The organism is Amycolatopsis sp. lyj-109, assembly GCF_046548995.1.
Lineage (GTDB): Bacteria > Actinomycetota > Actinomycetes > Mycobacteriales > Pseudonocardiaceae > Amycolatopsis.
The window spans coordinates 1-19438 of sequence record NZ_JAJPWR010000032.1 but is presented as its reverse complement, the minus strand read 5'-3'; the positions used below and the strand labels follow the sequence as shown (position 1 = coordinate 19438).

At 69.6% G+C, this 19438-nt stretch carries 20 protein-coding genes; 3 read left to right on the top strand and 17 right to left on the bottom strand.

Annotation, left to right across the window (positions count from 1 at the left end; translation table 11 throughout):
- Positions 1-19 precede the first annotated feature (19 nt).
- The 3 genes from ACLJQF_RS42645 to ACLJQF_RS42635 are packed head-to-tail and all read right to left on the bottom strand — an operon-like array spanning position 20 to position 2437.
- The gene (locus ACLJQF_RS42645) at positions 20-1210 is read right to left on the bottom strand and encodes an alpha/beta hydrolase family protein (RefSeq protein ID WP_410616010.1); all 1191 of its coding nucleotides are present in this window, start codon (positions 1208-1210) and stop codon (positions 20-22) included.
- The gene (locus ACLJQF_RS42640) at positions 1207-2025 is read right to left on the bottom strand and encodes an NAD(P)H-binding protein (protein ID WP_410616009.1); all 819 of its coding nucleotides are present in this window, start codon (positions 2023-2025) and stop codon (positions 1207-1209) included. Before ACLJQF_RS42640 ends, ACLJQF_RS42645 begins: the two co-directional genes overlap by 4 nt.
- Entirely contained in the window at positions 2018-2437 is a 420-nt protein-coding gene (locus ACLJQF_RS42635; protein WP_410616096.1) for a nuclear transport factor 2 family protein, read from the bottom strand. The genes ACLJQF_RS42640 and ACLJQF_RS42635 overlap by 8 nt, the downstream gene beginning before the upstream one ends.
- Before the next feature lie 94 nt (positions 2438-2531).
- Between ACLJQF_RS42635 and ACLJQF_RS42630 the strand changes: the two genes are divergently transcribed.
- Positions 2532-3125 (top strand): TetR/AcrR family transcriptional regulator, encoded by a 594-nt coding sequence (locus tag ACLJQF_RS42630; RefSeq protein WP_410616008.1) that lies wholly within the window; start codon positions 2532-2534, stop codon positions 3123-3125.
- A gap of 2 nt (positions 3126-3127) precedes the next feature.
- Here ACLJQF_RS42630 and murA read toward each other — a convergent pair whose 3' ends face one another.
- Positions 3128-4402: a UDP-N-acetylglucosamine 1-carboxyvinyltransferase gene (murA, locus tag ACLJQF_RS42625; protein ID WP_410616007.1), complete on the bottom strand. Its 1275-nt coding sequence runs from the start codon at positions 4400-4402 to the stop codon at positions 3128-3130.
- Positions 4403-4464: 62 nt separating this feature from the next.
- Between murA and ACLJQF_RS42620 the strand changes: the two genes are divergently transcribed.
- Positions 4465-5040: a cob(I)yrinic acid a,c-diamide adenosyltransferase gene (locus ACLJQF_RS42620; protein ID WP_410616006.1), complete on the top strand. Its 576-nt coding sequence runs from the start codon at positions 4465-4467 to the stop codon at positions 5038-5040.
- A gap of 54 nt (positions 5041-5094) precedes the next feature.
- Here ACLJQF_RS42620 and aroA read toward each other — a convergent pair whose 3' ends face one another.
- The 13 genes from aroA to ACLJQF_RS42555 all read right to left on the bottom strand — a co-directional run bounded on the left by aroA (position 5095) and on the right by ACLJQF_RS42555 (position 16888).
- Positions 5095-6333, bottom strand: a complete 1239-nt coding sequence (gene aroA / locus ACLJQF_RS42615) for a 3-phosphoshikimate 1-carboxyvinyltransferase (protein WP_410616005.1) — start codon at positions 6331-6333, stop codon at positions 5095-5097.
- Between the two features lie 97 nt (positions 6334-6430).
- Positions 6431-6865, bottom strand: coding sequence for a DUF2550 domain-containing protein (locus tag ACLJQF_RS42610; protein WP_410616004.1), 435 nt, complete (start codon positions 6863-6865; stop codon positions 6431-6433).
- A 25-nt stretch (positions 6866-6890) separates the two neighbouring features.
- The gene (locus ACLJQF_RS42605; RefSeq protein WP_013229521.1) at positions 6891-7256 is read right to left on the bottom strand and encodes a F0F1 ATP synthase subunit epsilon; all 366 of its coding nucleotides are present in this window, start codon (positions 7254-7256) and stop codon (positions 6891-6893) included.
- A 114-nt stretch (positions 7257-7370) separates the two neighbouring features.
- A complete protein-coding gene (gene atpD / locus ACLJQF_RS42600) occupies positions 7371-8798 on the bottom strand; it encodes a F0F1 ATP synthase subunit beta (RefSeq protein WP_410616003.1) in 1428 nt (475 codons plus the stop codon).
- Positions 8798-9742: a F0F1 ATP synthase subunit gamma gene (locus tag ACLJQF_RS42595; RefSeq protein ID WP_410616002.1), complete on the bottom strand. Its 945-nt coding sequence runs from the start codon at positions 9740-9742 to the stop codon at positions 8798-8800. The genes atpD and ACLJQF_RS42595 overlap by 1 nt, the downstream gene beginning before the upstream one ends.
- An 11-nt stretch (positions 9743-9753) precedes the next feature.
- A complete protein-coding gene (gene atpA, locus ACLJQF_RS42590; RefSeq protein WP_410616001.1) occupies positions 9754-11394 on the bottom strand; it encodes a F0F1 ATP synthase subunit alpha in 1641 nt (546 codons plus the stop codon).
- A gap of 57 nt (positions 11395-11451) precedes the next feature.
- On the bottom strand, positions 11452-12276 hold the full coding sequence (locus ACLJQF_RS42585) for a F0F1 ATP synthase subunit delta (protein ID WP_410616000.1): 825 nt from the start codon (positions 12274-12276) through the stop codon (positions 11452-11454).
- Positions 12277-12301: 25 nt separating this feature from the next.
- On the bottom strand, positions 12302-12853 hold the full coding sequence (locus ACLJQF_RS42580; RefSeq protein ID WP_410615999.1) for a F0F1 ATP synthase subunit B: 552 nt from the start codon (positions 12851-12853) through the stop codon (positions 12302-12304).
- 29 nt (positions 12854-12882) lie between these two features.
- Complete coding sequence (locus ACLJQF_RS42575) at positions 12883-13143, bottom strand: ATP F0F1 synthase subunit C (RefSeq protein ID WP_410615998.1); 261 nt, start codon at positions 13141-13143, stop codon at positions 12883-12885.
- Between the two features lie 55 nt (positions 13144-13198).
- Positions 13199-13984, bottom strand: coding sequence for a F0F1 ATP synthase subunit A (gene atpB / locus ACLJQF_RS42570; protein ID WP_410615997.1), 786 nt, complete (start codon positions 13982-13984; stop codon positions 13199-13201).
- A gap of 530 nt (positions 13985-14514) precedes the next feature.
- Positions 14515-14958 carry a hypothetical protein gene (locus ACLJQF_RS42565; RefSeq protein WP_410615996.1) on the bottom strand — a complete coding sequence of 148 codons (444 nt, stop codon included), beginning with the start codon at positions 14956-14958 and terminating at the stop codon, positions 14515-14517.
- A 47-nt stretch (positions 14959-15005) separates the two neighbouring features.
- Positions 15006-16163, bottom strand: coding sequence for a glycosyltransferase family 4 protein (locus ACLJQF_RS42560; protein WP_410615995.1), 1158 nt, complete (start codon positions 16161-16163; stop codon positions 15006-15008).
- Between the two features lie 74 nt (positions 16164-16237).
- A complete protein-coding gene (locus ACLJQF_RS42555; protein WP_013229531.1) occupies positions 16238-16888 on the bottom strand; it encodes an L-threonylcarbamoyladenylate synthase in 651 nt (216 codons plus the stop codon).
- A gap of 393 nt (positions 16889-17281) precedes the next feature.
- Between ACLJQF_RS42555 and ACLJQF_RS42550 the strand changes: the two genes are divergently transcribed.
- Entirely contained in the window at positions 17282-19255 is a 1974-nt protein-coding gene (locus ACLJQF_RS42550) for a M6 family metalloprotease domain-containing protein (protein ID WP_410615994.1), read from the top strand.
- Positions 19256-19438: the final 183 nt, after the last annotated feature.

The window sequence follows — 19438 nt, the reverse complement described above, 5'->3', positions numbered from 1 at the left end:
CGAGCCGGCCCGGCGAACACTAGAGCGTCCGGTCCAGCCAGTCGTAGATCCGGCCTGCCGCGAGCCGCTGGGCGCCGACGTGGCAGTGCGCGTCCGCGCCCTCCTCCGCGGTGAAGGTCAGCAGCGTCTTCGGGCCCGTCAGGTGCGCGTACAGCCGCCGCGGCTCGGTCTCCCGCTCGCCGCCGAAGAACAGGTCGTCCGCCGCTTCGCAGACCAGGACCGGGCAGGCGATCTTCTCCGCCACGCCACCCTCCAGCGTGTACTCCAGGTACTTCGCGATGAACTCGCGGTCGGTCGCCGCACCCAGGACGTAGCGGCCGTGGTCGCAGGCCCAGCGCAGCGTCGGGCTCGCGCGGCGGCCCGCCAGGAGGAGCGCGTCGAACTCCTCGTCGTACGGGGCCCGGGCGCGGCGCGCGATCTCCTCGCGCGGCCACGGCAGCATCGACGTCACCGCGGCACCCGCGTCGTACACGCCGTCCACCGCGACCACCGCCGCCAGGCGAGACTCGAACGCCGCCGCGCGCGGGGCCAGCACGCCGCCCAGGCTCACCCCCAGCAGTGCGATGCGCGCCGGGTCGACTCCGTCGAGCGCCAGCGCGAAGTCCACCACCGGCGTCACCACGTGCTCCCAGTCCGGGCGGAAGAGGAGCTTCTCGCGCCGGACCGCGCTCGGCTGGCCGGGTCCGTCGAACGTCAGCACGTGGTAGCCGTGCGACGCACCGGCCGCCGCGCCCATGAAGTGGCATTCCTCGGCGCTGCCGTCGAAGCCGTTGTGCATGATCAGCAACGGCTTGGGGCCGGCACCCGGCGCCCGGTAGAAGTACCCGCGCAGAACCGTTCCCGCGTAAGGGATTTCGACCGGCTCGGCCACCTCCGCGCGCCGGAAGCATTCGACGCTGCGGTCGTAGGCCGCCGCGATCCGCGGGTCCGCCGGATCGCCGTGCAGGAAGAACTCCGCCGAAAAGTAGTACGTCGACGCGCGCAGCAGCAGGTCGCGCGCGGTGACCGGCCCGGCGCCGGCGGCTTCGGCGTACAGCCGGTCGGCCAGCGCGCGGTAGGCGTCGTGCCAGCCGTCGTAGTCGCCCGGCGTCACCGTCGACGCCGCCGCGAGGACCTCGCCGAAGTCCGAGCCGCCGTAGGCCGCGTGGCCGAACAAGCGCAGGGTTTCGAACCAGAACTGCGGGTCTTCTTCGAACATCAGCTGCTTCATCGGATTTCCTCCCGCACAAACGTTTCGAACGAACGGGCCGGCCGCCCGGTGACCTGCTCGACGACCGGGGTGACGCGGTTTTCGGCGCCGCGCCGGATGTCCTCGTCGAGCGCGGCGAGCACGCGGGCGAACCCGGCGGGGATCCCCGACGCCGTCACGCGCTCGGCGAACTCGGCGGTGCCGACCGCGCGGTGCCGCACCGGACGTCCGAGGTGCGCGGCCACGATCGCGGCCGCTTCGGCGTAGCTCACCGCGGCCGGTCCGGTCAGGACGTGTTCGGTGTTGTGCGGCTCGGGATCGGTCAGCGCGCGGACGGCGACCGCCGCGATGTCGCCGGCGTCGACGAACGCGACCCGGGCGTCGCCGGTGGCCGTGACGATCTCGCCGTCCCGGACGCCCTGGGCGACCAGGTGCTCGCCGGTGAAGTTCTGCATGAACCAGGACGGCTTCAGCACGGCCCACTCCGGCGCCGCGCGCACCAGCCGCTGCAGGTCGCCCAGGCCCGGGGTGTCCGTCGTGACCGCCGACGAGCTGAGCAGGACGACCCGCCGCACGCCCGCCTCCATCGCGTCCGCTAGGAACGGCTCGACCAGCGCCGCGGGCTCGGCCTCGCCGATCGGGGCCAGCAGGTACACCGCGGATGCCCCACGCAGCGCGCCGGCGTGGGTCGACCGGTCGGCCCAGTCGAACCGGACCTGACCGGGCTCGCCCGGCTTGCGCGTGGCCGCCCGGGCCGGGACGCCGTTCCCGCGCAGGCCCGCGACGACCCGGCGGCCGGTCGTGCCGGTGCCGCCGAGGACCAGGACGTCAGCCACCGAACGCCGCCGTCAGCTCCGCGACACCGCCGAGGACCTCGGCCGCGGCGAGCGGACTCCAGTAGTCGCGGTAGGAGCGGATTTCGCCGTCCTCGACGGTGATCACCGCGACGTAGGACAGCTCGTACGGCTTCCGCGTCGCCACCACGACCCCGGCGACGGTGAACTCGGCGACCACCACGGCCGGATCGGCGGTTTCGTGCACGGTCTTCGCGGTGACCTCCCGGATGTCCAGCAGGTTCGGGTAGTCGCGCAGGTACTCGCGGATCGCGTCGCGCCCTTCGACGCGCTTCGGGTAGCCCGGGCCGGCGAACGGGAACTCGAGGACGCCGTCCTCGGACCAGAGCCCGGCGAAGCCGGCCATGTCGTGCTCGAGCAGCAGATCGAGCGCGTGCTCGACGAAGTCGCGCATCGCAGCCTCCTTCATCGTTCGGACGATACGGTACCGTCCCAACGTCACCATAGACGGGACGATACCGTCTCGTCCACCCGCTAGACTGCGCTCCATGGCACGCACCCCGACCGGCGCCGCGGTCCTCCAGCCCGAGGTCACGCAGGCGATCACCGACGCCGTCCTGCAGGAACTCGCCGACCAGGGCTACGGCCGGCTGTCGATGGAGGCCGTGGCCAAGCGCGCCGGCGTCGGCAAGAGCGCGCTCTACCGGCGGTGGCGTTCGAAGGACGAGATGATCACCGCGGTCGTCGTGGAGTTCAGCGTGACCCGCGCGGCCGACGTCGACACCGGCTCACTGCGCGGCGACCTGCGCGAAACGATGCAGGCCCTGATCGACTGGCTGACGCACCCGCTGTTTTCGCGCATCCTGCCGGACCTGGTCGCCGAGGGCGTGCGGAACCCCGAGACCGCGGAAAGCACGCGCACGAGCATCGGCGGGCCGCGGCGCGAGGTCGGCGAGGCGATGCTGCGCCGGGCCATCGCGCGCGGCGAACTACCCGGGGACCTCGACATGGAGCTGGCGCTGGACGTCCTGGCCGCGCCGATCTACTGGCGTCTGGTGGTCCGGCAGGCTCCCGCCGAGCCGGACTACCTGGACCGGCTGGTGGCCTACGCCCTGCGCGCACTGGGCGCGCAGGGCGCCTGACGTCAGCTTCGGTCGGGGTCACCGGCGACGCGCTTGATGTTCGCGCCCAGCCGGTTCAGATTCTCGACGAAGTGCGGGTAGCCGCGGTCGATGTGGAAGACGTCCCAGACCTCGGTGACGCCGTCCGCGCACAGGCCGGCCAGCACCAGCCCGGCGCCCGCGCGGATGTCCGACGCCCAGACCGGCGCGCTCGAGAGCTGCTCGACCCCGCGGACCACCGCGTGGTGGCCGTCCGTGCGGGCGTCGCCCGACAGGCGGACCATCTCCTCGATGAAGCGGAAGCGCGCCTCGTAGACGTTCTCCGTGATCATCGACGTGCCTTCCGACACCGCCGACAGCGCCACCGCGAACGGCTGCAGGTCGGTCGCGAAGCCGGGGTACGGCAGCGTCACCCAGTCGACCGCCTTCGGGCGCTCGGGCTGGATCACGCGGAAACCCTTGTCCCCGAACGTTTCGACCTCGGCGCCGGCCTGGTGCAGCTTGTTCAGCACCAGGTCGAGGTGGTGCGGGTTGACCCCGCGCACGGTGATGTCGCCGCGGGTCATCGAGGCGGCGAACGCCCAGGTCGCGCCCACGATCCGGTCGCCGATCACGCTGTGCGTCGTCGGGTGCAGCTGCTCCACGCCGTGCACAGTCAGCGTCGACGTCCCGGCGCCTTCGATCTTCGCGCCCATCTCGATGAGCATCGTGCAGATGTCGATGATCTCGGGCTCGCGCGCGCAGTTGTCGATGACCGTGGTGCCCTCGGCCAGCACGGCCGCCATCAGGATGTTCTCGGTCGCGCCGACACTCGGGAAGTCCAGCCAGATCTGCGCGCCGACCAGCGTCTCGGCCTTCGCGACGACGCAGCCGTGCTCGATCGTGCTCGTCGCGCCCAGCTTGCGCAGGCCGTTCTGGTGCATGTCCAGCGGGCGCGAGCCGATCGCGTCCCCGCCCGGCAGCGCCACGACGGCCTGCTTCAGCCGGCCGACCAGCGGGCCCAGCACGCAGACGGACGCGCGCAGCTTGCCCATCGCCGCCGAGTCGGCGCGGTACGACAGTTCGGCCGGCGTCGTGATGGTGGCGGTGTCACCCTCGATCACGACCTCGCAGCCGACGCTCCGCAGCACGTCTCCCATCAGCGGGACGTCGAGGATCTGCGGGCAGTTCGTGATGGTCGTGGTGCCCTCCGCGAGGAGGGCGGCGGCCATCAGCTTCAGCACGCTGTTCTTGGCGCCGACCACGTCGACCTCGCCGACCAGCCGGGCTCCGCCATGCACGTCGAAGTGCTCGCTCATGGCCGCCAATCATGCCCTCTCGCCCGGATTCGGCCCGGGCGGGGGCCGCTATGGTGGGGTCCATGGTCGTTCGCATCAACCGCGTGTACACGAAGGTCGGCGACAACGGCACGACCGCGCTCGGCGACGGGTCCCGCGTGCCCAAAACTTCAGCCCGTCTGGGCGCGTACGCGGACACCGACGAGACGAACTCGGTGCTCGGCCTGGCGATCGCGGTCGGCTCTCTGCCTTCCGAAGTGACGGACGTGCTGCGTGCGGTCCAGAACGATCTCTTCGACGTCGGCGCGGACCTCTGCCTGCCGATCTCCGACGACCCGCCGTACCCGCCGCTGCGGATCACCGAGAAGTACGTCGAACGGCTCGAAGGCTGGTGCGACGAGTTCAACGAGCGCCTGCCGAAGCTGACGTCGTTCATCCTGCCGGGCGGCACGCCGGGGGCGGCGTTCCTGCACCAGGCGCGGACGGTGGCGCGCCGGGCGGAGCGGTCGGCGTGGGCCCTGCACGAGGAGGAGCCCGAGGCGACCAACCCGGTGGCGGTGAAGTACCTGAACCGGCTGTCGGACCTGCTGTTCATCCTCGCCCGGCTGGCCAATCCCGAGGGTGACGTGCTGTGGCAGCCGGGCGGGCAGCCCCAGTAGGTCTCGGCGCAAGTTGTCGTGAGTGGTAATTCGGGTTAGAACCCTAATTACCACTCACGAGGCCCACTGCGTACGCAAGTCGGCGAGCGCCTGGTGGAAGCCGGGGAACGTCTTCTTCACGCAGTCCGGGTCGTCCAGCGTGACGCCGTCGACCAGCAGGCCGGTGATGCTGAACGCCATCGCGATCCGGTGGTCGCGGCGGCACGCCACCAGGGTGCCCGTCGGCTCGCCCGGCTGGACCTCGATCCAATCGCGGCCGGTCGCCACCTCGATGCCCATCGCGCGCAGGGTCTCCTCGCAGGCGTCGAGCCGGTCGCACTCCTTGATGCGCGTGTTGTAGACGTCTTCGATGCGCACCGGGCCCGAGGCGAACGGGGCGATCGCCGCCAGGGTCGGGACCGTGTCCGAGATGTCGCGCATGTTCACCGTGATGCCGCGCAGGCCGTCCGACGGGCCCGCGACCGTCACCGAGTCCGGCGACAGCTCCACGTGCGCGCCCATCTCGCGCAGCACGTCGGCGAACTTCACGTCCCCCTGGAGAGCGTCGGAACCCAGCCCCGGGATGGTCACCGTGCGGCCGGTGACCGCCGCCGCGGCCAGGAAGTAGCTCGCCGTCGACGCGTCCGGCTCCACCGGGTACTCGCACGCCTGGTACGGCTGGGCCGGGACCACGAACGTCTGGCCCTCGCGGCGAACGTCGACGCCGAAGCGGCGCATCATCGCCAGCGTGATCTCGACGTACGGCACCGACACGAGGTCGGTCACCGTGATCCGCAGGCCCTCCGCGGTCAGCGGCCCGACCAGCAGCAACGCCGTCAGGAACTGCGAGGACAGCCCCGCGTCGAGGGTGAGCTCGCCGCCCTTGATGCCGTTCGCGCGGACCGTCAGGGGGTGGTGGCCCGGCTCGCCCTCGAAGGTCAGGTCGACGCCCAGTTCCTGCAGTGCGTCGGTCAGCGGCCCGAGCGGGCGGCGGCGCATCTGGCCGGACGCGTCGAAGCGGAACGTTCCGGTGCCGGCCGCGGCCAGCGCGGGCAGGAACCGGGCCGTCGTGGCGCCGTCCCGGCAGAAGACATCGGCTTCGGCGACTCCCGGTCCCGACGGCCGGCCCTCGATGGTCCACTCGCCCGGCTGCCGGTCGACGCGGTAACCGAGCTTGACCAGGCCCTCGGCGAAGCCCTCGGTGTCATCCGAGTGCAGCGGACGGCCGAGGGTGGTGGTGCCGTGCGCGGCGGCGGCCAGGAACAGGCCACGGGCGGTGACGGACTTGGAGCCGGGGATCTCGACGAGAGTCACGATCCAAGTCTACGGAGAGGGGCACTTTCACGTGAAAGTGCCGCTCTCCGTAGACCCGGGTCGGGGCACTTTCACGTGAAAGTGCCGCTTTGGAACGTCAGGAGGCGCGCGGGAGGCGTCGGCCCGGCGGGGCGGATTCGAGCCACGAGAGGAAGCCGGTCAACGCGCCCGGCCCCATGGCGATCTCGATCGCTTCCTGGGTCTCGGACTCGCAGCGCAGCACCGTCGAACCCTCGGGCACGGCGTAGGCCTCGGTGCCGGACGGGTCACGGCGGTCGGCGATCTGCATGCTTTCACGCTGGAAGACGCGGTCGGCGCCGGTCCGCAGGCTCCACACCCGGTACCAGACGAACTCGTCGCCCTCGTAGCGGCCCAGCCCCAGGTGCCAGCTGGACCGCGGGCTGTCCGGACGCCACCGCAGCGCGACGCTCACGCCACCACCGCGGCGCATCCGGATCCAGCGCTGGCCGTACCAGGCGGCCAGTACCGCGAGCACGATCAGGAGCCCTGCTACGACCACGGTGATCATCACGGTCCGGCTCCTGCCCGTCTCGCGCTCAGGCCGTCTGGCCCGCTGCGCGGAGCTGGGCCGAGGCCCTCGCCCGCTCGGTCTCGTCGTCCCCGGTCAGGGCCGCCTTCGCCGCTTCTACGTCGATCTCGTCCGAAAGCTCGGCGCTCTCGGCGAGGATGCTCACCCCGGTGCCGGTCACGGAGAGGAACCCACCGTGGACGGCCGCGCAGACCGTCTCACCGTCGGTGGTCGTCACCTTGACCACGCCGCCCTCGACCAGCTGCCCGAGCACGGGCTCGTGACCGGCCATGATGCCGATCTCACCCTCGGTGGTCTGGGCCACCACGAAAGTGGCAGTACCCGACCAGAGACGGCGCTCGACGGCCACCAGCTCCACGGACATCTCAGCCACGTAGCACTCCTTCGCTCGGGGTGTTACCACCGAGTGTAATAGGTCTGACTCAGACTACGAGAACGGCGGGGGTGAAAGTCCACATAGGACACCACCCCCGCCGCGCCCGGAAAATCACTTCTTGGTGATTTCCTTGTACTTCTTCTCGAGGTCCTCGAGGCCACCGATACCCAGGAACGCCTGCTCCGGGTAGTGGTCGAAGTCGCCCTTCGAGATGCGGTCGAACGACTCGATGGTCTCCGCCAGCGGCACCGTCGAGCCCGGGATCTGCGTGAACGCCTCGGCGACCAGCATGTTCTGCGACAGGAACCGCTCGATGCGGCGCGCACGCTGAACGGTCAGCTTGTCCTCTTCCGAGAGCTCGTCCATACCGAGGATCGCGATGATGTCCTGCAGTTCCTTGTACTTCTGCAGGATCCGGATGACCTCGGAAGCCACGCGGTAGTGGTCCTCACCGACGATGGCCGGGTCGAGGATCGTCGACGTCGACGCCAGCGGGTCCACCGCCGGGAAGATGCCCTTCTGGAACACCGACCGGGAGAGCTCGGTGGTGGCGTCCAGGTGGGCGAACGTCGCGGCCGGGGCCGGGTCGGTGTAGTCGTCCGCGGGGACGTAGATCGCCTGCATCGAGGTGATCGAACGGCCTCGGGTCGAGGTGATCCGTTCCTGCAGCTGGCCCATCTCGTCGGCCAGCGTCGGCTGGTAACCCACGGCCGAAGGCATGCGGCCCAGCAGGGTCGACACCTCGGAACCGGCCTGGGTGAACCGGAAGATGTTGTCGATGAACAGCAGCACGTCCTGGTTCTGGACGTCGCGGAAGTACTCCGCCATGGTCAGCGCGGAGAGCGCGACGCGCATACGCGTGCCCGGCGGCTCGTCCATCTGGCCGAAGATGAGGGCGGTGTCGTTGATGACGCCGTCCTCGGACATCTCCAGGAAGAGGTCGTTGCCCTCACGGGTGCGCTCGCCGACGCCGGCGAACACCGAGGTACCACCGAAGTTCCGGGCGACGCGGGTGATCATCTCCTTGATGAGCACCGTCTTGCCGACGCCGGCCCCACCGAACAGGCCGATCTTGCCGCCCTGGACGTACGGGGTCAGCAGGTCGACGACCTTGAGGCCGGTCTCCAGCATCTCCGTCTTGCCCTCGAGCTGGTCGAAGGACGGCGCGCTGCGGTGGATGCCCCAGCGCTCGAGGTCGTCGCCGTAGCCGGGCTCGTCGAGGCACTCGCCGAGGGCGTTGTAGACGTGCCCCTTGACCTTGTCGCCGACCGGGACGGTGATCGGGCCGCCGGTGTCGGTGACCTCGGCACCGCGGACGAGACCGTCCTGCGGCTGCAGCGAAATCGTGCGGACGAGGTTGTCGCCCAGGTGGCTGGCGACCTCGAGGGTCACCGTCTTGCGCAGCTGCTCGAACTCGATCTCGACCTTGAGCGCGTTGAACTGCTCGGGAACGGAACCGCGCGGGAACTCGACGTCGACGACCGGACCGGTCACCGACACGATGCGCCCCTTGGCGCGCGGGGCTTCAGTACTGGTCATCAATCATCACTTCCTGCTGCGGTGAGCGCGTTCGCGCCACCGACGATTTCGGAGATCTCCTGGGTGATCTGCGCCTGGCGGGCCTGGTTCATCTCCCGCGTCAGGTTGCCGACCAGGTCGTTCGCGTTGTCCGACGCGGCCTTCATCGCGGTCCGGCGGGCGGCCAGCTCGGACGCCGCGGACTCGAGGAAGGCGGCGTAGAGCCGCGTGTTGATGTACTTCGGCAGGAGCGCGGCCAGCAGCTTCTCGGCACTCGGCTCGAACTCGTAGCTGGGAAGCAGCTCACCGGCGGGCTTCTGCTCGTCAGTGCCATCCGTGTACTCGACCTCGAGCGGCGCGACGCGCTTGGCGACCGGGCGCTGCGTCAGCATCGACACGAACTCGGTGTAGACGATGTGGATCTCGTCGACACCCGTGACGCCGTCGGTGTTGCCGTGCTCGTCGTCGACACCGGCCATGAACGACTCGACCAGGGCCTCACCGGCCGCCACCGCGCCGGTGTAGGTCGGCTGGTCGGAGAAGCCCGTCCAGCCGTCCACGACCGGGCGGTTGCGGAACCGGTAGTAGTTCAGGCCCTTATTGCCCGTGACGTAGACCTGCGGCTCTTTGCCCTCGGAACGCAGGAGGGCGAGCAGCTCTTCGGTCGCGCGCAGCACATTGGAGTTGTAGCCACCGCACTGACCCTTGTCACTGGTCACGACCAGGACAGCGGCCCGCTTCGGGTTCGGGCGCTCGACCAGCATCGGGTGGTCGAGGTTGGCCGCCGCACCGGCCAGCGCCGAGAGCACCTTGGTGATCTCGTCCGCGTACGGCCGGGAGGCGGCGACCTTCGCCCGCGCCTTGGTGATGCGCGCGGTGGCGATGAGCTCCATCGCCTTGGTGATCTTGCCGATCGACTTGGTCGCCTTGATGCGCGACCGGAGTTCCCGCAGTTGTGCGGCCATGAGCTATCAGCTCACTTCTTCGGGGCGGGCTTGTTGACCTTGACGGTCTCGTGCCCGACCTTGTCGGCGTCCATCGCGTCGGCGTCCGCCTCGACCAGGGACTTGCCCTCGGAGGTGGTGAACTCCTTCTTGAACTCGTTCACCGCGGCGACCAGCTTGTCGGCCGTCTCGTCCTCGAACTTCCCGGTGTCGCGGATCGCGCCCAGGACGTCGTCGTGCTTGCGGCGAGCCGAGTCGAGGAACTCGTGGTTGAAGCGGCGGACGTCCTCGACCGGGACCGAGTCGTAGTGGCCGTTCGTGCCCAGCCACACCGTGCAGACCTGCTCCTCGACCGGGATCGGCGAGTACTGCGGCTGCTTGAGCACCTCGTACAGGCGCGCACCGCGCTCGAGCTGCGCCTTCGACGCGTCGTCGAGGTCCGAGGCGAAGGCCGCGAAGGCCTCCAGCTCGCGGTACTGCGACAGGTCGATCCGGAGCGAACCGGAGACCGACTTCATCGCCTTGACCTGCGCGGCACCACCCACGCGGGACACCGAGATACCCACGTCGATGGCCGGGCGCTGGCCGGCGTTGAACAGGTCCGACTGGAAGAAGCACTGGCCGTCGGTGATCGAGATGACGTTCGTCGGGATGTAGGCCGACACGTCGTTCGCCTTGGTCTCGATGATCGGCAGCCCGGTCAGCGAGCCGGCGCCCAGCTCGTCCGACAGCTTCGCGCAGCGCTCCAGCAGGCGGGAGTGCAAGTAGAAGACGTCGCCGGGGAACGCCTCGCGGCCCGGCGGGCGACGCAGCAGCAGCGAGATCGCGCGGTACGCGTCGGCCTGCTTGGTCAGGTCGTCGAACACGATGAGGACGTGCTTGCCCTCGTACATCCAGTGCTGGCCGATGGCCGAGCCGGTGTACGGCGCGATCCACTTGAAGCCGGCGGAGTCCGAGGCCGGGGCGGCGACGATGGTGGTGTACTCCATCGCGCCCGCGTCCTCGAGGGACTTCTTGACCGCGGCGATCGTCGAGCCCTTCTGGCCGACGGCGACGTAGATGCAGCGGACCTGCTTCTTCGGGTCGCCGGTCTCCCAGTTGGCCTTCTGGTTGATGATCGTGTCCACGGCGACGGCGGTCTTGCCCGTCTTGCGGTCACCGATGATCAGCTGGCGCTGGCCGCGGCCGATCGGGGTCATCGCGTCGATGGCGGTGATGCCGGTCTGCAGCGGCTCCGACACCGGCTGGCGCTCGACCACCGAGGCGGCCTTGAGCTCCAGCGCGCGACGGTCGGTGGTCTCGATGTCGCCGAGGCCGTCGATGGCGGCACCCAGCGGGTTCACGACGCGGCCGAGGTAGCCGTCGCCGACCGGCACCGACAGGACCTGGCCGGTGCGCTTGACCTGCTGGCCCTCTTCGATGCCTTCGAAGTCACCGAGGATCGCGGCACCGATGGAGCGCGCGTCCAGGTTCAGAGCGACGCCCAGGACGCCGCCGGGGAACTCGAGCAGCTCGTTGGCCATGGCCGAGGGGAGGCCCTCGACGTGGGCGATACCGTCACCCGCGTCGATCACGACGCCAACTTCTTCCCGGCTCACGTCCGGGGCGTAACTCGAGACGTAGTTCTCGATCGCGCTACGGATCTCATCCGAGGAGATCGTCAGCTCGGCCATGTCTTTCCCGCTCTCGCTTCGTTCTTGCCAGTATGCAAAGTCTTGTGTGACCTGGGGCTATGCCCGGGCCAGCCGCCTGCGCAACGCCGCGAGCTGCCCCGCCGCGCTTCCGTCGATGACCTCGTCGCCGACGCGGACCACGAGCCCGCCGCCGAGACTGGGGTCGACCTCGACGTGCAGCGCGATCGACCGCCCGTAGATGGCGTTCAGCTTCGTGCCCAGCTGGGCGGTCTGCTCGTCGGTCAGGGCGCTCGCACTGGTCACGTAGGCCACCGAGCGCTGACGCCGCTCCGCGGCCAGCTTGACCAGCGCGTCGAGGCCGACGCCGACACCGCGCCCCTTGGCCCGGCGGACGACCTGCTCGACGAGGGTCTCGGTGACCACGTCCACCTTGTCGGCGAACAGCCCGCGCACCAGGTTCCGCTTGGCATCCGCGGGACCGGCCAGGTCCGACAGTGCGGTCTCGAGCTCCGGGTGGTGGGCCACCACGCGCGCGACCTGGAACAGCTGGGTCTCGACGGCGTCGATGTTGCCGGTCTTTTCGGCCGCGGTGAGCAGCGCGGAGTGCCCGAGCGACTCGAGTCCGTCGACCAGCTGACGAGGGCTGGACCAGCGGCTGCCCGCCACGACGTCGAGCACCTTGAGGGCCGGTTCGGACAGCTTGCCGTCGAACAGCCGGCGCACCAGCTCGGAGCGTGACTCCGGCGTCGCCGAAGCGTCGCTCACCGCCCGGCGCAGGCCGATCTCCCGGTCCAGCAGGTCGACGACGGAGAGCAGCTCGTCGCCGACCGTGCTCGCGTCGGCTCCCGCGTCGGCCAGAACCTCGCCGAGGCGTTCCTCGGCGAGGCCGAGCGCTTCACGGCTCGCAGCATGCAGCGTCATCTTTGGCTACTTCCCCGCTTCCGAATCAGGCACGGTAGGCACCGGCTGTGTCAAGCTCCGCGAGGAACCGGTCGACGGTGCCGCGGCGGCGCGCCTCGTCCTCGAGCGACTCGCCGACGATGCGGCTGGCCAGCTCGACGGCGTTGCGGCCCATGTCGGCCCGCAGTTCCGCGATGATCTGCGCCTTCTGGGCCTGCAGCTGGGCCTGGCCCTGGGCGACGATGCGCTGGGACTCGGCCTCCGCCTCGGCCCGCAGCTCCGCCTTGATCTGCTCGGCTTCGAGCCGGGCGTCGTCGCGGATCTTCGCGGCCTCGGTGCGGGCTTCCTGCAGCTGGGCCTTGTACTTGGCCAGCGCCTCTTCGGCCTCGGCCTGGGCCCGCTCGGCCTTCTCGATGCCTCCCTCGATCTTCTGCGCACGCTCTTCGTACGCGGCCTCGAAGCGAGGGACGACGTACTTCTTGAGGATGAACAGCAGGATCAGGAAGGCGACGATGCCGAGGATCAGTTCCGAGATGTTCGGAATGATCGGGTTGTGAACTTCGCCCTCTGCAGCGAGGACCAAGGCACTGTTCAGCACGGCGTCTCCTTAAGCGAGGTGAGCGTGACTCAGCCCTGAGCGGAGGCGATGAAGTAGATGACGATGCCGATCAGGGCGAGCACCTCGGTCAGAACGAAGGTCGAGAAGCCGATGCCCTGCAGCTTGCCCTGCGCCTCCGGCTGACGCGCGGTGCCGTTGATGACGGCGGCGAAGATCAGACCCACACCGATGCCCGGGCCGATCGCGCCCAGGCCGTAACCGATGGCGGCGAGACCGGGGTTGATGTTGACGGCCTGCTCCGCGGCCTGGGCCAGAACGATGTTGCTCACGTGCATTTCCCTTCACTTCGGTCCACGCGCTCGCGCGGATCGGGGGCTTGTGTTCTCAGTGCTCCGACGCCAGCGCGGCGCCGATGTACCCGGCCGACAGCAGGGCGAAGATGTAGGCCTGCAGCACCTGGATGAAGGCCTCGAGGAACGTCATCCCGATGGCGAAGATCCACGCCACCAGGGAAACCGGCTTCAGCGCCCAGCCCGAGGTCTCGGTCAGCAGGAAGGTGCCGCCGAGGGTGAACACCGCCAGGATCAGGTGACCCGCGAACATGGCGGCGAAAACACGGATGGCGAGCGTGAGCGGGTTGAGGAAGAACTTCTCCGCGAACTCGATCAGCGCGAACAGGGGCAGGACCGCCTTGGGCACGCCCGCCGGCGCAAGTTCCTTCTTGAAGTACCCCTTGAAACCGTGCCGCTTGAACCCGACGTAGTGGTACACCGGGTAGACGACGAGGACCGACAGGGCGAGCGGGAAACCGAACCGCGCCATGGTCGGGAACTGCAGCAGCGGGATGATCCCGTAGAGGTTGTTCACCAGGATGAAGGTGAACAAAGCGAAAACGAGCGGCACGAACGGCTTGAAGTCTTTCGACCCGATCTGCTCGCGAGCGATGTTGTTGCGGCTGAAGTCGTAGATCGACTCGGCGACGAACTGCCCCTTGCCCGGCACGACCTGTAGCTTGCGGGTGGCGAGCAGGAAGTACGTCGCGATGATGACAACCGAAAGCACGACGAGCAGCATCGGCTTGGTGACACCGGCGACCAGCGCCGGCAACTCGAAGCTTTCGGCACCGGGGGGCGTGAAAATGCCACCCTCGGTCAGTACCAGCGCGCCCACTGGGCTCCTTCCGGTTCTCCCGGCCGGCGTTCACTCCGCCGGGGGAATCGTCACGATCTGGACTTAACGTACCCGATACGTATCGGGACGTCGGAGGCGGCTGCCCCACTGTGCGCTGAACACGGCTTCACGTTCTGCACACGGGGTTGTCTCGTGTGAACACTGCCCTGCGGTCTACTTCGGACCAGCGGCCGGGCGGCGGAACTACACGGTCGCCACACTGCTGATCGCGGTTCGTCTGAGGGAGTGCGCGGTCGAGGCCGCCACCCTTGACGCGGACCATACCAGCAGGTCAATCAGTGCCGGACAGGCGTACTCCTAACCAACCGATCAGCCCAGGACTTAGGTCCCGGGTCGTCCCGGGACCCAGGTCCGGTGCGGGCCGGGACCGCGTTCGCAACGTCGCAGGCACCGGCTCCGGCCGGGTCCCGGCGCGCGCGGGCAGATATTCGGACGTGGTCCCGGTCACACTCGGGTGGCCGCAGCCCGGCTCACCGTCCGTAACGGAACGAGCGGGCAACCGGACCGCGTCAGGACGGGATGATCGTCGGGATCTTGGTCTTGCGGAAGGCGGCGAACTCGGCCGCGGCGGCGAGCAGGATGGCCACGATCATCGTGATGCCGAGCGACATCGGGTGCAGCGCGGTGACACCCTTCAACAGCGTCAGCGCGCCGAAGAGCAGGACGACCTTCACCACGTACCCGCCGAGCGCGATCACCATGACGAACATCGGGTCCTGGCCCGCGCTGAAGCGCATCATGCCCAGGGTCGACAGCGACGCCAGCATCGCGAGCACCCCGCCGACGAGCGAGCCCAGGAAGCCGGGCAGGCCGTTGAGGATGCTGAACAGCGCGATGCACACCAGCACCGCGGGCGGGGTCACCAGCAGCGAGGCCTTCGTCATCGCGCGGGCCGCCTGCAGCACCACCTTGGCGTGCGGGTTCTCCTGCTCGTGCGGTTCGGTTTCGCTCACACCTGGCTCCCTGCTCGGTTGACCCCGAGTGTAGAGACCCCGGCGGATCAGGTGCCCGCCTGGTTGCGCGAGCGCAGCCGCGGGACGACCGAGACCACCACCGCGAACAGCAGCCCGACCCCGATGATCCACAGCGCCGCGGCGTCGTCGAACAGCGTCACCGACACCGCGCCGAACGCGAGGATCCCGGCCCACAAGTAGATGAGCAGGACCGCGCGCCGCTGGGAGTGGCCGATCTCCAGCAGCCGGTGGTGGAGGTGCATCTTGTCGGCCGCGAACGGGCTCTCCCCGCGGCGGGTGCGCCGGACGACCGCCATGATCAGGTCCAGCATCGGCACGAACAGCACCGCCGCCACGACCACCAGCGGCGAGAGCAGCGCGATCGCGTCCTTGCCGCTGAACTGCGGGTACGGCACGCGCCCGGACGCCGACGTCGTCGCGCCCGCGAGCATCAGGCCGATCATCATCGAGCCGGAGTCGCCCATGAAGATCTTCGCGGGTTGGAAGTTGTACGGCAGGAACCCCAGACAGGCGCCGGCGAGCGTGGCCGCGATCAGCGCGGGCGGGTAGGTGCCGACGTCGCCGCCGGAGCTGTCGAGCAGGCCGAGGGAGAACGCGCAGGTGGCGGCGGCGGCGATGAAGCCGAGGCCGCCGGCCAGCCCGTCGAGGCCGTCGACGAAGTTCATCGCGTTGACCATCACCACGACCATCACCACGGTGAGCAGCGCGCCCTGGTTCTTGTCCAGCACCAGCACCGAGCCGAACGAGCCGCCGGTGCCGCCCCACGGCACCCAGAACGACACCCACTGCACGCCGAAGATGACCAGGATGCCGGCGCACATGACCTGACCGGCCAGTTTCGTCCAGGCGTCGAGTTCGAACCGGTCGTCGAGCGCGCCGATCAGCGAAATCACCCCGGCCGCCAGCAGCACGCCGACCGAGTCGAAGGAGGCGTCGAAGCCGTGCGACAGGGCGGGCAGCTGGTGGGCCAGGCCCATCGCGCCGGCGACGCCGAGGAGGATGCCGATCCCGCCCATCCGCGGGATCGGGGCGACGTGGACGTCGCGGGCGCGGGGGTTGGCGATCGCGCCGACCCGGATCGCGAGCCGGCGGACGACGCCGGTGAGCAGGTAGGTCACGGCCGTCGCGGTCAGCGCGACGAGGATGTATTCCCGGATGGGGAGGAGACCGGATGTGGGCGGCACGGGGATGTCACGCTCGCGAGGTCGGGGTCACCCGCGACACGCTATCGTGCCGCCGTTTTCCGCTTGATCCGGCTTCAGGCCAACGATTCCGCGGGCACACCGAGCACCTCCGCGATGGCTTCCTTGCCCACGGCGCCTTCGCGCAGTACCACCGGTTCGGTGCCCGTGAGGTCCACGATGCTCGAGGCGACGGCCTCGCCGCTCGACCCGCCGTCGAGGTACACCGCGACCGAGTCGCCGAGCTGCTCCTGGGCTTCCTGCGCGGTGCTGGCCGGCGGCCGCCCGGAGACGTTCGCGCTCGAGACGGCCATCGGCCCGACGTCGCGCAGCAGCTCCAGCGCGACCGGGTGCAGCGGCATCCGCAGCATGACTGTGCCGCGGGCGTCGCCGAGGTTCCACTGCAGGCTCGGCGCGTGCGGCAGCACGATGGAGAGGTCGCCGGGCCAGAAGGCTTCGATGAGCGCCCGGGCCTGCGGCGGAACGCCGAGCACCAGGCCGTCCACAGTGGACCAGGAGCCGACGAGCACGCCGACCGGCATGTCCGGGCCGCGGTTCTTGGCACGCAGCAGCGCCTGGACGGCACCGGCGTCGAACGCGTCGGCACCGATCCCGTAGACCGTGTCGGTCGGCAGGACGACCAGCCGGCTCGACCGGACCGCCCCGGCCGCGGCGGCGAGCCCGTCGGCCCGGGTCTCCCGCTTGCTGCAGTCGTAGACCACGCTCATGGGCGCCAAGCGTAGTCCCGCTGCCTGCGGAGGCGTTCGCCGCGTCACACCAGCCCGGCGGGCGCGGCCGCCCTCGGGGGCGCCCCCCGTCTTCCACGCTACCGGCGAGCACCGACAGTTTCCGGCGTTCCCGGCGTCCGCGGCCCGACTTGTCCACAGCACTCGGCGACCTCGGCCCACGTCTTGAATGACTCATTCAAGACCTCCGACGACAGGAATGAGTCATTCAAGACGTCCGCCGAGCGCTCGTTGCCCGGGCTGACAACCGGCCAGACTTTCGTCGTGGGGCAAGCGGGTGGACCTCGCCGCGAGGCACAACCACGACAGCGGGGCTCAATACGGTCGATCTTCGGGAACCACCACCCCCGTGGGTTCCCAGTGAAGGAGCCGCAGATGCGCCCCAGAACCCCGAAAGCGCTCGCCTTGCTCGCCGCCGTCGCCGTCCTGACCGGGCTCGGTACCGGTACCGCCGCGGCGGAGCCGCTCACCCGTGGCTGGCCCGCCCCGATCGACGCCGCGCACTGGGAGAACCAGGACCACATGACCTGGTCCGACTACCGCAAGATCCCCGGCACGAACTGGGCCGACCCGAAGGTGAAACCCACCCAGCGCACCTTCAAGGGCGCCGTCGTCCTCGCCGACTACCCGGACCAGGACTTCGTCGTCACGAAGCCGGCGAACTCGACGGTGTTCGGCAACCCCGCGCCGGCCGCCGCGAACATCCCGCGGGCGAACGTCGCGAAGTACTACCAGGACTTCCTCAACAAGCCCGAAGCCCTCAACAACGGCCACACGATCAACGAGTACTGGATGGAGGACTCCGGCGGCCGGTTCGGCGTGCAACTGACCGCGTTCGGGCCGTACCGGATGCCCGGGAAGTCCTACGAGTACGGGATGGAGTTCCAGCCGGGCGCCTGCCCGCCCAGCGCGAACTGCAACCGGGACATCCGCAAGGACGCCGGGGACGCCTGGCGCGCCGCCGTCGGCGACACCGCGAACCAGTTCGACTTCGTCTTCTACCTCTCCGCCGGCCAGGACGAGAGCTCGACCTGGCAGGAGTTCGGCGAGATGAAGTTCGGGACGAAGGAGAACGTGCCCGACAGTTTCGGCCCACCCAACCACGACCTGCCCAACTACGCGGCCACCCGGTACGTGCCGTGGACGTCGTGGGCGTCCGCGGCCAGCATCTGGCCGAACGCCCAGAACGGCAGCTCGGTGCAGGCCGAGAGCTCGGGCCAGTCGACCTACGCCCACGAGTTCAGCCACATCCTGGGCATCGGCGACAACTACAACAACCCGTTCGGCATCCCGCCCTGGCGTGACTACTCCGGCGCGTGGGAGATGCTCTCGCGCGGCACGTTCAACGGTCCTGGCGGCCCGCACACCCGCTGGCAGATCCCGGCGACGCAGGGCAGTTCGATGGGTGCCCAGCACATGCTGCGCAACAAGCTGAAGCTCGGCATCGTCGACCCCGCCGACGTCCTCCAGCTCGACCGGAACGAGCTGGCCGCGACCGGGCCGGTGTCGGCCCGCGTCACCGCCCGGGAGGCGGAAGCGCAGCCCGGGGCGTTCACCGGGCTGAACATCAAGCTCACCGGCGGCGACAAGAGCCCGAGGTGCGACAAGGCGACGGACCCGTTCTGCGACGGCGGCGGCTACGACAACTACACCGTCGAGGTCGTCGACCGGATGGGTGCCGACTCCTTCGCCCCGGATTCCGGGGTACTGATCGCGAAGACCAAGAACAAGGACAACGCGCCCTTCGAGTGGGTGATCGACGCGAACCCGGCCGACATCGGCATCACCGACTACACGAAGGCCGACGGCACCCCGGTGAAGATCACCATCGGCGACTACCGGCAGCTCAACGACGCCATGTTCAAGGCGGGCACCGAGGCGGCGAGCCCGTACGAGTACACCGACCAGGCGAACCGGCTGCGGTTCCTGATCACGGACGTGGCCCGCGACCGCCGCGGGATCCTGTCGTACACGGTGACGGTGGCCTCGCTGGACGGCGCGGGCAGCCAGGCGCGCGGGGCGGCGCTGACTCCCGCTCTCCCGGCCGTCGCCCGCGGCGGGCTCGCAACGTGCGACTTCGGCCTGCTCAACACGGGATCGGCCGCTGGTGTGGCGGCACCGTACGACACGGACACGTACCGCCTGAGCGTGTCGACGGACGCGCGCGGCTGGGAGGTCCGGTTGCCGAACGAGCTGGCGACGGCGAAGGCCGGCGGGCACGTGAAGGTGCCGGCGTACGCGAAGCGCGGCCACGGCGCCGACCTGGCGGCGAGGGTGAAGCTGACGGCGACGTCGGTGAGCGACCCGTCGAAGACGGCGACGGCGAGCTGCACGGCGTTCGGCTTCTAGTACTGCAGGGCGAGATCTTTGTTCGGTGCGGCCGAAGACAGCCTGCCAGGACAATCCTGGACGTCGGCCTGCCGGTCTGCCGCAGCTGGTCGTGAGTGGTAATTCGGGTTAGAACCCGAATTACCACTCACGACCACCAGCCACGGCAAACGGTGACCTTGTTTCCCCAGGTCACGCACACAA

Coding starts and splice junctions, on each gene's coding strand:
- ACLJQF_RS42620 (WP_410616006.1), top strand. CDS start 4,465: ATGGTCGTTCGCATCAACCGCGTGTACACGAAGGTCGGCGACAACGGC.
- ACLJQF_RS42585 (WP_410616000.1), bottom strand. CDS start 12,276: ATGACGCTGCATGCTGCGAGCCGTGAAGCGCTCGGCCTCGCCGAGGAA.
- ACLJQF_RS42630 (WP_410616008.1), top strand. CDS start 2,532: ATGGCACGCACCCCGACCGGCGCCGCGGTCCTCCAGCCCGAGGTCACG.
- ACLJQF_RS42635 (WP_410616096.1), bottom strand. CDS start 2,437: ATGCGCGACTTCGTCGAGCACGCGCTCGATCTGCTGCTCGAGCACGAC.
- murA (WP_410616007.1), bottom strand. CDS start 4,402: ATGAGCGAGCACTTCGACGTGCATGGCGGAGCCCGGCTGGTCGGCGAG.
- ACLJQF_RS42645 (WP_410616010.1), bottom strand. CDS start 1,210: ATGAAGCAGCTGATGTTCGAAGAAGACCCGCAGTTCTGGTTCGAAACC.
- atpD (WP_410616003.1), bottom strand. CDS start 8,798: ATGACCAGTACTGAAGCCCCGCGCGCCAAGGGGCGCATCGTGTCGGTG.
- atpA (WP_410616001.1), bottom strand. CDS start 11,394: ATGGCCGAGCTGACGATCTCCTCGGATGAGATCCGTAGCGCGATCGAG.
- ACLJQF_RS42555 (WP_013229531.1), bottom strand. CDS start 16,888: ATGAGCGTGGTCTACGACTGCAGCAAGCGGGAGACCCGGGCCGACGGG.
- ACLJQF_RS42595 (WP_410616002.1), bottom strand. CDS start 9,742: ATGGCCGCACAACTGCGGGAACTCCGGTCGCGCATCAAGGCGACCAAG.
- ACLJQF_RS42550 (WP_410615994.1), top strand. CDS start 17,282: ATGCGCCCCAGAACCCCGAAAGCGCTCGCCTTGCTCGCCGCCGTCGCC.